Genomic DNA, 12,789 nt, shown 5'->3' on the forward strand with positions numbered 1-12,789 from the left:
ACTACTGCAAGCGATACCAATAGCAACCGTCTGCCGCCAGTTCCCGCACCGCTTCGCCCCGATGGAGCAGGTAGTTCAGATGCGCGATGCTCTCCCCGGTCGCCATTCCCAGCAACCCGCCCGCCCCCGTGATCGGCCGTGAAAACAGCTCGCCGAACACATCCACCGCCCGCTTTGGCTCCGCCAGGGCCTCACGCAGCCGGTCCAGTGCTTGCAGCTGGCTTGCCCGCAGGTAGTCGATGCGCGCGTGCAAGCCGCCGAACGGCTCGTTGTGGGCCGGCAGCACCAGCACATCGTCCGGCACGGCCGCCTTGACCTTGTCCAGCGACGACAGCCAGTCTTCCATAGGATCGGCGTCGGGCTCGGTGGGAAACACCGACACATTGGATGAGATCTTGGGCAGGACCTGGTCGCCGGAGACGAGCAGCTTCAGTGAGGGGCAATAGAGGCAGGCATGCTCAGGCGAATGGCCGGTGCCGATGACGACCTTCCAGTCGTGGTCACCGATGCGGATGATGGCGCCGTCTTCCAGCCGCCGGAAAGTTTCCGGCAAGGCGTGGACGAATTTGCCGAAGCCGCCGAAGCGGGTGCGGTACACCTCGATCGCCTCGTCATCCCAGCCGGCCTTGCGATAGAACGCGATCGCATCGTCCGGGGCGGCGCGCCCCGTATCCGCGGCGAGAACGCGGCACATCAGGTATTCGAGCCGCGTCATCCACAACTGGCAGTCGAATTTCCCGGTCAGCCAGCCGGCCATGCCGATGTGGTCCGGATGCATGTGGGTCACGAACAGGCGGGTCAGCCCGCCGTCGAGCGCGCCGCCCCTGGCGAACAGCGCGCGCCAGGCCTGCGCGGTTTCCGGGGTCTGCAGGCCGGCATCGACCGCGGCCCAGCCGTTGCCGTCGCGGATGGCCCACAGGTTGATATGGTTCAGGCCGAGCGGCATCGGCATGCGCAGCCACAGCACGCCGGGTGCGACTTCCGTGGCGCGGCCGGGCTCCGGCGCGTCGCCGCATGGGTAGTCGAGTTGGGGCTTTTCCAGGGAGATGGGGGCAGCAGCGAGGGCGATGTCGGGGGATTGGGCGGTCATCGGTGTCTGGGCCGGTGGGTCGGCCGTGCTATGCGCGGTGGCCCCGGGGCAGCGATGCCCCGGCCCGCGCGTTCTGGATAGCTGACACCTTAGCCCAGATGGGCGATTCCTGCTACGCGCGCCCTGTCCCGTTCCGCCGCATGAAAGGACAGTGGGCTACTTCGCTGGCGCCGGCAGCACCTTGCCCGGATTGAGCAGGTTCAACGGATCGAGCGCCTGCTTTACCTGCCACATCAGTTCCAGTTCCACCGGCGACTTGTAGCGCGTCAGGTCGTCGCGCTTGGCTACGCCGATGCCGTGCTCGGCCGAGATCGAGCCGTTCTCCGCGTGGGCCATGCCGTCGACTAGCACGGAGACCTGCTCATACCACTGCGCCAGGAAATCCCTGGCGGGCTGGTCCTTTGGCCGCAGCGGGTTGAAATGCACGTTGCCGTCGCCCATATGCCCGTAGATCACCATGCGCGCGTCGGGCACCAGTTCCAGCACCTTGGCCGACGCCTCTTCGACAAACGCGGCGATGCGCGACAGCGGCACCGAGACATCGCACTTAATGCTTCCGCCGGTGCGAGTCTGCGCGTCGGAGATCTCTTCGCGGATGCGCCAGAAGGTCTGCGCATCCGACAGGCTCGCGGCCACGGCGGCGTCCAGCACAAGGCCCTGGCTGAAGCCGGATTCGAGGATCTCCATCAACGTGGCGTTAAGGCTTTCAGCGTCGGTGCCGGAGGTCAGCTCGACCAGCACCATCCAGTCGTGCCGGCCCTGCAGCGGCGCGGCGACATTGCCAAGGTATTCCAGCACGAGGTCCAGCGCGGGCCGCGAGATCAGCTCGAACGCGGTCACAGCCTGGCCGGACAGGCGCTTGGCTTCGCCGAGCAGGGCCACGGCAGCGGCGGGATCCTGCACCGCGACGAAGGCCACGGCGCTGCTGCGCGGCTGCGGCATCAGCTTGAGCACGGCGCCGGTGATGATGCCCAGCGTGCCTTCCGCGCCGACGAACAGCTGCTTCAGATCGTACCCGGTGTTGTCCTTGCGCAGGCCGCGCAGCGACGAGTAGATGCGGCCATCGGGCAACACCACCTCCAGGCCCAGCACCAGGTCGCGCATATTGCCGTAGCGCAGCACCGCGGTGCCGCCGGCGTTGGTCGACAGGTTGCCGCCGATCTGGCACGAGCCTTCCGAGCCGATGCGCAGCGGGAACAGGCGCTGCTCGGCCTCGGCGGCGCTGCGTGCCGCGCTCAGCGTAACGCCGGCCTGCACGGTCATGGTGTCGTTGATGGGATCGATGCCGAGCACGCGGTTCATGCGGCTCAGGTTGACGACCACGGCGGTGCCGCTGTCATCGGGCACGGCGCCGCCCATCAAAGAGGTATTGCCGCCCTGCGGCACTACCGGCACGCGGTGTCGGTGGCACCACTGCAGCACCTGGCTGACCTCTTCCGTCGAGGATGGCAGTACCACCACTTGCGCCTGGCCGCGATAGATGCCGCGGTAGTCGGTGACGTAGGCCTGCGTGTCAGCCTCGCCGGCGCGGCAGGCGCTGGCGCCGACAATTGCCTGCATCGCGCGCAAGGTGGTGTCTGGGGTCGGTAGCTCGGCGGTCATGGAGATAAGGCGAAGAAGTTACGGGTCAGTACGCGGCGGAAGGCTTGTCGGCAGCGGCGCCTGGCTGCGGCTCGCGGAACGAAGCGGCCAGCTTGCGCGCGGCATTGGCGTACAACACCACATCCACGCCGGTGGCCACGAAGGTGCAGCCCAGGTCGAGGTAGCGGCGCGCCAGCGCCGGGTCCGACGTCAGCGTGCCGGCGGCCTTGCCGCTGGCGATGATGGTGCGCATCGCGCCTTCGATGGCGGCCTGCACTTCCGGGTGGCCGGGGCGGCCGCGGTGGCCCATCGAGGCAGCCAGGTCGGCCGGGCCGATGAAGACGCCGTCGACACCGTCCACCGCGCAGATTGCCTCGAGGTTCTGCAACGCGGTGACGGTTTCGGCCTGCACCAGCAGGCAGATCTCATCATCGGCCACGTCGAGGTAATCGGTGCGCGCGCTCCACTGCGAAGCGCGCGCAATGGCGCTGCCGACGCCGCGGATGCCTTGCGGCGGATAGCGCGTGGCGCTGACCAGCGCGCGGGCCTGTTCCGCGGTATCGACCATCGGCACCAGCACGCTGCGCGCGCCGATATCGAGCAGCTGCTTGATCAGCGGCACTTCGCCGGCCACGGCGCGCACCACCGGCTGGACCGGATACGGCGCCACGGCTTGCAGCGCGTGCAGCGTCGAGCGCAGGTCGTTGGGGGCGTGCTCGCCGTCGATCAGCAGCCAGTCAAAGCCTGCGGTGGCCGAGACTTCGGCCAGGTACGGCGTCGCCATCGACAGCCACAGGCCGATCTGCGCCTGGCGCGCGGCCAGTGCGGTCTTGAAGGGATTGTTTGCGGGCATGGAGGGTTCCTGGTCTCGAGGGATGCGGCTGGCGCTCAGCCGAGCTGCCCCTGGCAAAGGTACTTGGTATGCATGTAGTCGTCCAGCCCATGGCGCGAGCCCTCGCGCCCGTAGCCGGATTCCTTGACGCCGCCGAACGGCGCCGCCTCGGCCGCGATCGCGCCTTCGTTGATGCCGACCATTCCGGTTTCCAGCGCCTGCGCCACGCGCCAGATGCGGCGGATGTCACTGGAGTAGAAGTAGGCGGCCAGGCCGAACGGGGTGTCGTTGGCGTCGCGGATCACCTCGGCTTCATCGCGGAAGCGGAACACCGGCGCGACCGGGCCGAAGGTCTCTTCGCACGACAGTTCCATCGCCGGGGTCGCGTCGACCAGCACCGTCGGCGCGTAGTAGTGCGGGCCGTCGTCGGTGCGCACGCGCTTGCCGCCGGTGACCACGCGCGCGCCCCGGGCAACGGCATCTTCCACATGGCGCGCGATCTTGTCGACGGCGCGGGCATTGATCATGGGGCCGATCTGCGCGGCAGCTTCGGTCGCAGGGCCGACATGGAGCGCGCCCACGCGCTGTGCCAGGCGCTCGACAAAGGCGTCGTGCACGGCGTCATGCACGTAGACGCGGTTCGGGCAGACGCAGGTCTGGCCGCCGTTGCGGAACTTGGACGCCATCAGGCCATCGACCGCGGCGTCGAGATCGGCATCGTCGAAGACGATGAACGGCGCGTTGCCGCCCAGTTCCAGCGAGAGCTTCTTCAGCGTTGCCGCGGATTCGCGCGCCAGGTGCTTGCCCACCGGCGTGGAGCCGGTGAACGTGATCTTGCGCACGCGGCTGTCGGCCAGCCACGCATCGACCACGCCGGGCGTATGCTCGCGCGAGGCCGTGACGATGTTGATCACGCCGGCGGGCATGCCGGCCTGCTGCGCGAGCCATACCAGCGCCAGCGCGGTCAGCGGCGTGTCCTCGGCGGGCTTGGCCACCACCGTGCAGCCGGCGGCCAGCGCGGGGGCGATCTTGCGGGCGATCATCGCCAGCGGGAAGTTCCATGGCGTGATTGCGGCCACCACGCCGACCGGTTCCTTCAGGACCAGCAGCTTGCGGCCAGGCACGGCTTCCGCGACGATATCGCCGCAGATGCGGGTGGCTTCCTCGGCAAACCACTCGACATACGAGGCGCCGTACTGCACCTCGCCGCGCGCTTCCGGCAACGGCTTGCCCTGCTCGGTCGAGATGATGCGCGCCAGGTCTTCCTGGTGCGCAAGGATCAGCGCGTGCCAGCGCTTGAGCAAGCGGGCGCGTTCGCGCGCGGGCCGGCGGCTCCATTCCGGAAATGCCGCCGCGGCGGCATCCACGGCAAGGCGGGCATCGCCGGCATCGCTGTCGGGCACATTGGCAAAGGCCTCGCCAGTGGCCGGGTTGGTGACCGGCAGCCGGGCGCCCAAACCGGCATCGCGCCATTGGTCGTCAATCAGGTTCTGGCTGCGCAGCAGCGCTTGCTCGGAAAGAATCAGCATCGATGTAGGAGAAGGGATTGCGGAACGCGTTCTTAGCTGACGATGCCCAGGTGCCACGGCACGAACTCATTGTCGCCGAGGCCCAGCGCTTCGCTCTTGGTCGGCTCGCCCGAGGCCGCGCGCAGGATATGTTCGAAGATCCGCTGGCCCATCTGCGGCACGCTCAGCTCGCCATCGAGCACCAGGCCGCAATTGATGTCCATGTCTTCTTCGAGCCGGTGGTACATCGCCGAGTTGGAGGCCAGCTTGAGCGTCGGCGCGGGCTTGGAGCCGAACATCGAACCGCGCCCGGTGGTGAAGCAGATCAGGTTGGCGCCGCTGGCGATCTGGCCGGTGACAGCCACCGGGTCATAGCCGGGCGAGTCCATGAAGACAAAGCCGGCCTGGTCGATCGGCTCGGCGTACTCATACACCGCCTGCAGCGGCGTGGTGCCGCCCTTCATCGCCGATCCCAGCGATTTCTCGAAGATATTGGCCAGCCCGCCCTGCTGGTTGCCGTGGCCGACCACGCCGTTGAACTGCGCGTTGTGGCCGGCGGTGTAGCGCTCCCACCAGGCGAGGCGGTCCAGCAGCTTTTGCCCGACTTGCGGCGTCACCGCGCGGCGGGTCAGCATGAACTCCACCCCGTGGATCTCCGGCGTCTCGGACAGGATCGCGGTGCCGCCATGGCGCACCAGGATATCCATCGCCGCGCCAAGCGCCGGATTGGCGCTGATCCCGGAAAAACCATCGGAGCCGCCGCACTCCAGCCCGATCTTGAGGTGGCTGGCGGAGACCGGCTGGCGCACCGCGGCGTTGGCCGCGGGCAGCATCGATTCGATCGCGCGGATGCCGGCCGCGATAGTGGCGCGCGTGCCGCCGGTATCCTGCATCACCAGCGTATGCACCGCGGGGCCCGGCTCCAGTCCTTGCGATTCCACCAGCGACGCCACTTGATTGCGCTCGCAGCCCAGACCGACGATCAGCACGCCGGCCAGGTTGGGATGGCGCGCATAGCCGGCCAGCGTGCGGCGCAGCACATCGAAATGCTCGCTCGGCGACGACATGCCGCAGCCGCTGGTCTGCGCGAACGCCACCACGCCATCGACGTTCGGATACAGCGCCAGCCGCTGCGGCGTGAAATGCGCGGCAATCTGGCGGATCACGGTGGAGGAGCAATTGACCGACGACAGGATGCCGATGAAGTTGCGCGTGCCCACGCGCCCGTCCGCCCGGACAAAACCGTTGAAGGTGGCACGCTGCGCCTCGGGCACGTAGTCGACCGGCCGCACGTCCTGGCAGAAGGCCGGGTCACGATAGAAATCGACCAGCGTCAGGTTGTGCGAATGCACGTGGTCGCCCGGGGCGATATCGCGCGCGGCCACGCCGATGACGGTGTCGAACTTGCGCACCGGCGTGCCGGCCGCGATGGCGCAGGCCGCGATCTTGTGGCCGGCCGGCACCTGCGCGCGCACGCGCACGGCGGGGTCGGCCAGCTGCTGGCCCAGGCTGAGGTCGCTGCGGGCAACCAGCACGTTGTCGTGGGCGTGCAGGCGGATGACGGGATTGGGATTCACTGTGACTTGGCCTTCGACGCGCAATCAGCTTTGCTGCAGCAGTTCTTTCAGCTTGAGGCGCTGGATCAGCTGGGTTTCCTGGTCATAGACGCTGGCGACATACTTCTTGTAGTCAGGCCCGTCCAAGTACATCACAGGCGCATCCAGGCGCGCCGCGACCTGCTTGAATTCGTTGCTGACCACGGCGGCGCGGAAGGCGTCGCGCAGCTTCTTTTCCACGGCAGGCGGCAGGCCCTTGGGGGCGCCGATGCCGTTGGGGGCTTCCACCACCACGTTGTAGCCCAGCTCCTTGAGCGTGGGCGTGTCCTTGAAGCGGGTCGCGCGCTGTTCGCCCCAGGTGGCCAGCAGGCGCAGCTTGCCGGCTTCCACGTGCGGCGCCCACGAGCTGGAGTCGGCGAGCAGGTCCACCTGCCCGGCCAGCACGTCTTGCAGCGCGGCCGCACCGCCCTTGTAGGCGATCGCATTGAACTGGATGCCCGCGGCCAGCGCGAACTGTTCCATGCCGACATGGGTGGCGCCGCCGATGCCGGCGTGCGCATAGGTGACCTTGCCGGGGCTGGCCTTGGCGGCGGCGACGACGTCCTGCAGCGTCTTGTGGCGCGAATTGGCCGGCACCGCGATGCCGAAGGTCTGGCCCGAGGTGCGTGCCAGGTAGGTCAGCTCGGTGCGCGGGTCGAGCTGCAGCATGCCGAGCTGCGCGAAGCGCGTGACCGAGATCGGAATCTGGCCGATGGTGTAGCCGTCGGGGTTGGCGCGGGCCAGCGCCTTGGTGCCGATCATGCCGGACGCACCGGCGCGGTTTTCCACCACGATCGACTGCTTGAGGATGCCGCCGGCCACCTGGCACAGCGCGCGCATCGACTGGTCGGCAGTGCCGCCGACCGGCCATGGGCAGATAAAGGTGATCGGACGCTCGGGATATTCGGCGGCCAGCGCCCGGGCCGCGGGCAACAGCACGCCGGCAGCGCCGGCAGCGGCACCCGCCGCGGCGCCAATGAGCAGGCGGCGGCGCTTGGCATCGATGGGGAATCGTTGAGTCATGTTGCGGGTGTCTCCGATGTCTTGATTATCGGCGGGACCGGCGTTGCCAGCCTCGTCATGCCCGCATTCTGTGGCGGTCAAACATAACAATCCAATCGAAAATCGGCATTGCTTCATAACCTTATGGTTAGGTAGACTGCCGGCCATGGTACAGATCGACCGCGCGCTGCGCTCCAATATCAAGCTGCGCCACCTGCAACTGCTGGTGGCGCTGGACGAGTTTCGCCACCTCGGGCGCACCGCGGAGTTCCTGTCGGTGAGCCAGCCGGCGGTGTCCAAGGTGCTGACCGAAGTCGAGAGAATGCTGGGGCTGGCGCTGTTTACGCGTTCCACCCGGGGCACCGAGCCGACACCTGCCGGCGAGTCGCTGGTGCGCTTTGCGCGCTCGGTGCTGGCGCAGTACGAGCAGACCCGCGACGAGATCGCGGCGGTGCAGAGCGGCGCCTCCGGCCGTATCCGCGTGGGCTCGATGGGCGCGGCGCTGCCGGTGCTGCTGGCACAGGCCGTGGGCACGCTCAAGCAGCGCCACGCGCATGCCACCGTGCTGGTCGAGGAAGGGGACCTGACCCACCTGCTGCCCAAGCTGCGCCTGCGCGAACTCGACCTGATCGTGGGCCGGCTGGAGCCGGGCTACGCCGCGCCAGACCTGCTTACTGAAGCGCTGTATGAAGAGCCCATGGTGGTGGTGGTCCGGCGCGGCCACAAGCTGGCGCGCAAGGCCCGCCCCGGCTGGGCCGATCTGGCCGCGATGCCATGCGTGCTGCCGCCGCCCTGGGCATCGCTGCGGGTGAAGATCGAACAGGCCTTCTATCGCCACGGCCTGCACCCGCCGCAGGATGTGATCGAGACCTCGTCCTACCTGGCCCAGGCCACCTTTGTCGGGCAGCGCGGGGCGGCCGGCTTCATGGCCGAATCGGTGGCCATGGCGCTGCAGGAGGAAGGCAGGCTGCAAGTGCTGAAGATCGAGGTGCCGGTCGAGCTGCCACCGGTCGGCATCATCACGCTGCGCGAGCGCGCGCCGTCGATCGGCACCGATCAGCTGGTGGCATGCCTGCGCGAAGCCGCGGCGGCGCGTGCGTAGCGTTCACAGCGGCATCCGGCGCGCTTGCGCCATCGCTGTTAGGATCATGCTCCGAGAGGCCGCGCGCCAACCAGGCAGGCCCCGAGCCAGGAGACATCCATGCCCGAGAAAAAGGCCATCCTAGTCGTCGGCGCCGGCGACGCTACCGGCGGCGCGATTGCGCGGCGCTTCGCCCGCGAGGGCTACATTGCCTGCGTCACGCGCCGCCATGCCGACAAGCTGCAGCCGCTGGTGCAGCAGATCCGCGCCGACGGCGGCGAAGCCCACGCCTTCGGCTGCGACGCGCGCAAGGAAGACGAGACGGTCGAGCTGATCGCGCGCATCGAGCGCGACATCGCGCCGCTGGAGGTGGCGGTCTTCAATATCGGCGCCAACGTGCAGTTCCCCATCGTCGAGACCACCGCGCGCGTGTATTACAAGGTGTGGGAGATGGCCTGCTTCGGCGGCTTCCTGATGGGACGCGAGGCCGCGCGCGCGATGCTGCCGCGCGAACGCGGCTCGATCTTCTTTACCGGGGCCACCGCCAGCCTGCGCGGGCGCGAGAACATGGCCGCGTTTGCCGGGGCCAAGCACGCGCTGCGGGCGCTGGCGCAGAGCATGGCGCGCGAACTGGGGCCGAAGAACATCCACGTCGCGCACCTGGTGATCGATGCCGCCATCGACACCGAATGGATCCGCGAGACCTTCCCGGAGCGCTACGCCGCCAAGGCGCAGGACGGCATCGTCAATCCGGAGCATATCGCCGATACCTACTGGATGCTGCACCAGCAACCGCGCGACGCGTGGACCCATGAACTGGATATCCGCCCGTGGATGGAACGCTGGTAAGGACAAGAGCGCCACCAGCAACGCACACAGACCTACGACAACAGGAGACAGGCCGTGACCAGGCAAGTGGAATTCTTCTTCGATTTCGGCAGCCCGTATTCGTACCTGGCATGGAAAGAGTTGCCGCGCGTGGCGCAACGCACCGGCGCCACCATCGTCTGGCGCCCCATCCTGCTTGGCGGCGTGTTCAAGGCCACCGGCAACCACAGCCCGGCCGAGGTGCCTGCCAAGGCCGGCTGGCTGCATGGCGACACGGCGCGCTGGGGCAGGCGCTATGGCGTGCCGTTCCGGCAGAACCCGCATTTCCCGGTGAACACGCTGATGCTGATGCGCGGCGCCACCGGCTACCTGCGCCATGACGAAGCGACCTTCCTGCGTTATGCCGACGCCATGTTCAGCGCGATGTGGGAGCACGGCCGCAACCTGAACGATCCGGCCGAGATCGGCGCGGTGCTGACCGCCGCCGGCTTCGACCCGCAGGCCGCACTGGCGCTGGTGGATGACCCGGAGGTCAAGCAGGCGCTCAAGCGCGACACCGAGCACGCGGTCACGCGCGGCGTGTTCGGTGCGCCCAGCTTTATCGTCGGCGACGAGCTGTTCTGGGGCAACGACCGGCTGTTGTTCGTGGAGGAAGCGCTGGCACAGGCCTAGCCCGCACTGCGCGCGAGCAGCGCCGGCACGGAAGTGGCCAGCAGAGCCACGCCGGAGGCGGTCAGCAGCGCCAGCACGATCTTGCGGAAGGTGGCCTCGCTGATGCCGAGATAAAGCCGCGTGCCCAGCAGCGTGGGCACCAGCATCGCGGGCGCCACCACCAGGAACATCGGCAGCATCTCGCGCGTGACGATGCCCTTGCCGACATAGGCAGCCATGGTCATGGCCAGCGTGGCAAGGTTGAAGTTCTGGATCACGGCGCGCTGCTCGTCCTTGTCGAAGCCGCGCAGCGTGCACCACAGCGTCGGGATCACGCCGGTAAAGCCGCCGATGCCGCCCATCACGCCGCCGGCCGCGCCGGCGACGCCGTCGGCCATGCGCCCGCCCACGCCGATATGCGGCAGTTGGCGCGCCATCAGCATCACCGGGCACCACAGCGTGAGGAAGCCGCCGAGCACGGCCTTGAACCACTGCGCATCGAGCATCGGCAGGATCGCCACGCCCAGCGGAATGCCCGCCAGTCCGCCGGCCACGAACGGCCACAGGCGCCGCCACGACAGCCCGCGCCGCACCGATGCGGCGGCCAGCAACTGGCCGGTCAGCGCGCCGAACACCGTCATCGCCGCGGCCAGCCGCGGCTCGATCGCCCACGCCCAGAACGACATCGCCACCATGCCGAAGGCGAAGCCGGACAAGCCCTGGACGAAGCCGGCCACGGCGGCGCCGGCAATGACGATCAGCAAGGTGGAATCGAGTGGCACAGTGAGGGGGCGAACGGTATAGGGCGGATAACTATGCACTTTGCCAGCGGCGTTGTCAGCTTTCAGTCCTGTTGCAGCGCGCAAATCTGATACGGTGTTTTTCCGCGAAGTTGATGCTGTTTCGCGGGCCGATCCTCCGCTAGGATCTGCCGCATGAGCAAAGGCCTGCGCGGCGAAACACCGGTGGCGACGCCCCGCGGGTGCGGCGATATGTCGCCCGGCTGCCGTCGGGTGGGACGCTGCCCTTTGGGACCCGCGCGGCGTACACTACGCTTACCGCACGCGCCTACGCCCCCGCGCCCCCGGCGCGCCCTGTTACGTGTCGAACCTGCCCGGCCTCTGCCAGCGTAGTCCGCACGCGTCCAAGGCATGCGCCAGGCCAGCGCCACGGAGAACACGACATGTTTGGTTTGACCGCGCTAGACCTCGCCCGCATCCAGTTTGGCTTCACCATTTCCTTCCACATTGTCTTTCCCGCGATCACCATCGGCCTGGCCGCCTACCTGGCGGTGCTCGAAGGCTGCTGGCTGCGCACGCAACGCCCGCTGTACCGCGACCTGTACCACTTCTGGTCCAAGATCTTTGCCGTCAACTTCGGCATGGGCGTGGTCTCGGGCCTGGTCATGGCCTACCAGTTCGGCACCAACTGGAGCTTCTTCTCCGAGTTTGCGGGCAGCATCACAGGGCCGCTGCTGACCTATGAAGTACTGACCGCCTTCTTCCTGGAAGCCGGCTTCCTGGGCGTGATGCTGTTCGGCTGGAACCGCGTCGGCCCGGGGCTGCATTTCTTTGCCACGGTGATGGTGGCGCTGGGTACGCTGATCTCGGCGACGTGGATCCTGGCCTCCAATAGCTGGATGCAGACGCCGGCGGGCTTCGAGATCATCAACGGCCGCGTGGTGCCGACCGACTGGTTCAAGGTCATCTTCAATCCGTCGTTCCCCTACCGCCTGGTGCACATGAGCGTGGCGGCGTTCCTGGCCACGGCGCTGTTTGTCGGCGCGTCCGCTGCCTGGCACCTGCTGCGCGGACGCGACAATCCCGCCATCCGCAAGATGCTGTCGATGGCGATGTGGATGCTGCTGATCGTGGCGCCGATCCAGGCGGTGATCGGCGACCTGCACGGCCTCAATACGCTCAAGCACCAGCCCGCCAAGATCGCCGCGCTGGAGGGCCATTGGGAGAACAAGGGCAACGAGGCCCTGCCGCTGCTGCTGTTCGGCTGGCCCGACATGGCGCGGGAGGAAACCCGCTTCGCGGTCGAGGTGCCGCACCTGGGCAGCCTGATCCTGACCCACAGCTGGGACGGGCAGATCCAGGGGCTGAAGGAATTCCCGCCACAGGACCGGCCCAATTCCACCATCCTGTTCTGGTCGTTCCGCGTGATGGTGGGCCTGGGGCTGCTGATGATCCTGCTGGGGGTCTGGAGCTTGCTGTTGCGGCGCCGGGACCGGATGTACCGCGTCCGACCCTTCCTGCATATGGCATTGTGGATGGGGCCGGCCGGCTTGATCGCCATCCTGGCCGGCTGGTACACCACCGAGATCGGCCGCCAGCCGTGGGTGGTGTACGGGCTGCAGCGCACCGCGGATGCGGTGTCGCCGCACGGCGTGCCGGAGCTGGCGACGACGCTGGCGATCTTCGTGGTCGCGTACTTCTTCGTGTTCGGCGTAGGCATCGCCTACATGATGCGGCTGGTGCGCAAGGGCCCGGCCATGGAAGAGCCCAAGCCACACGGCGGCCCCGGCCGCGAGCACACGCCGGCGCGGCCATTGTCGGCGGTGGACGACGATGAAGTGCTCGCCCCCACCACCATTGCACGCACGCGGAGCTGACACC

11 protein-coding genes are annotated in these 12,789 nt (G+C 68.0%); 4 read left to right on the plus strand and 7 right to left on the minus strand.

The window, feature by feature from the left end; translation table 11 throughout:
• Position 1: 1 nt before the first annotated feature.
• The 6 genes from ACOCMH_RS09580 to ACOCMH_RS09605 all read right to left on the minus strand — a co-directional run bounded on the left by ACOCMH_RS09580 (position 2) and on the right by ACOCMH_RS09605 (position 7,629).
• Positions 2-1,090, minus strand: coding sequence for an MBL fold metallo-hydrolase (locus ACOCMH_RS09580; RefSeq protein WP_427306752.1), 1,089 nt, complete (start codon positions 1,088-1,090; stop codon positions 2-4).
• A 156-nt stretch (positions 1,091-1,246) separates the two neighbouring features.
• The gene (locus ACOCMH_RS09585; protein ID WP_427306753.1) at positions 1,247-2,692 is read right to left on the minus strand and encodes an FAD-binding oxidoreductase; all 1,446 of its coding nucleotides are present in this window, start codon (positions 2,690-2,692) and stop codon (positions 1,247-1,249) included.
• A 25-nt stretch (positions 2,693-2,717) separates the two neighbouring features.
• Positions 2,718-3,524, minus strand: a complete 807-nt coding sequence (hpaI, locus tag ACOCMH_RS09590; protein ID WP_427306754.1) for a 4-hydroxy-2-oxoheptanedioate aldolase — start codon at positions 3,522-3,524, stop codon at positions 2,718-2,720.
• A gap of 35 nt (positions 3,525-3,559) precedes the next feature.
• A complete protein-coding gene (locus ACOCMH_RS09595; protein WP_427306755.1) occupies positions 3,560-5,032 on the minus strand; it encodes an NAD-dependent succinate-semialdehyde dehydrogenase in 1,473 nt (490 codons plus the stop codon).
• A 32-nt stretch (positions 5,033-5,064) separates the two neighbouring features.
• Positions 5,065-6,588: a UxaA family hydrolase gene (locus ACOCMH_RS09600; RefSeq protein WP_427306756.1), complete on the minus strand. Its 1,524-nt coding sequence runs from the start codon at positions 6,586-6,588 to the stop codon at positions 5,065-5,067.
• A gap of 24 nt (positions 6,589-6,612) precedes the next feature.
• On the minus strand, positions 6,613-7,629 hold the full coding sequence (locus ACOCMH_RS09605) for a tripartite tricarboxylate transporter substrate binding protein (protein WP_427306757.1): 1,017 nt from the start codon (positions 7,627-7,629) through the stop codon (positions 6,613-6,615).
• A gap of 145 nt (positions 7,630-7,774) precedes the next feature.
• On the opposite strand from ACOCMH_RS09605, the gene ACOCMH_RS09610 reads away from it, so the two are divergent.
• The 3 genes from ACOCMH_RS09610 (at position 7,775) to ACOCMH_RS09620 (ending at position 10,189) form a co-directional block, all read left to right on the plus strand.
• A complete protein-coding gene (locus ACOCMH_RS09610; protein WP_427306758.1) occupies positions 7,775-8,710 on the plus strand; it encodes a LysR substrate-binding domain-containing protein in 936 nt (311 codons plus the stop codon).
• A gap of 99 nt (positions 8,711-8,809) precedes the next feature.
• Positions 8,810-9,538, plus strand: coding sequence for an SDR family oxidoreductase (locus ACOCMH_RS09615; protein WP_427306759.1), 729 nt, complete (start codon positions 8,810-8,812; stop codon positions 9,536-9,538).
• Positions 9,539-9,592: 54 nt separating this feature from the next.
• On the plus strand, positions 9,593-10,189 hold the full coding sequence (locus ACOCMH_RS09620) for a 2-hydroxychromene-2-carboxylate isomerase (RefSeq protein ID WP_427306760.1): 597 nt from the start codon (positions 9,593-9,595) through the stop codon (positions 10,187-10,189).
• On the opposite strand, the gene ACOCMH_RS09625 is transcribed toward ACOCMH_RS09620, so the two are convergent.
• Complete coding sequence (locus ACOCMH_RS09625; protein WP_427306761.1) at positions 10,186-10,950, minus strand: sulfite exporter TauE/SafE family protein; 765 nt, start codon at positions 10,948-10,950, stop codon at positions 10,186-10,188. The genes ACOCMH_RS09620 and ACOCMH_RS09625 overlap by 4 nt on opposite strands.
• 401 nt (positions 10,951-11,351) lie before the next feature.
• On the opposite strand from ACOCMH_RS09625, the gene ACOCMH_RS09630 reads away from it, so the two are divergent.
• Complete coding sequence (locus tag ACOCMH_RS09630) at positions 11,352-12,785, plus strand: cytochrome ubiquinol oxidase subunit I (protein WP_427306762.1); 1,434 nt, start codon at positions 11,352-11,354, stop codon at positions 12,783-12,785.
• Positions 12,786-12,789: the final 4 nt, after the last annotated feature.

It is taken from the genome of Cupriavidus sp. H39 (assembly GCF_050271075.1).
GTDB lineage: Bacteria > Pseudomonadota > Gammaproteobacteria > Burkholderiales > Burkholderiaceae > Cupriavidus > Cupriavidus necator_B.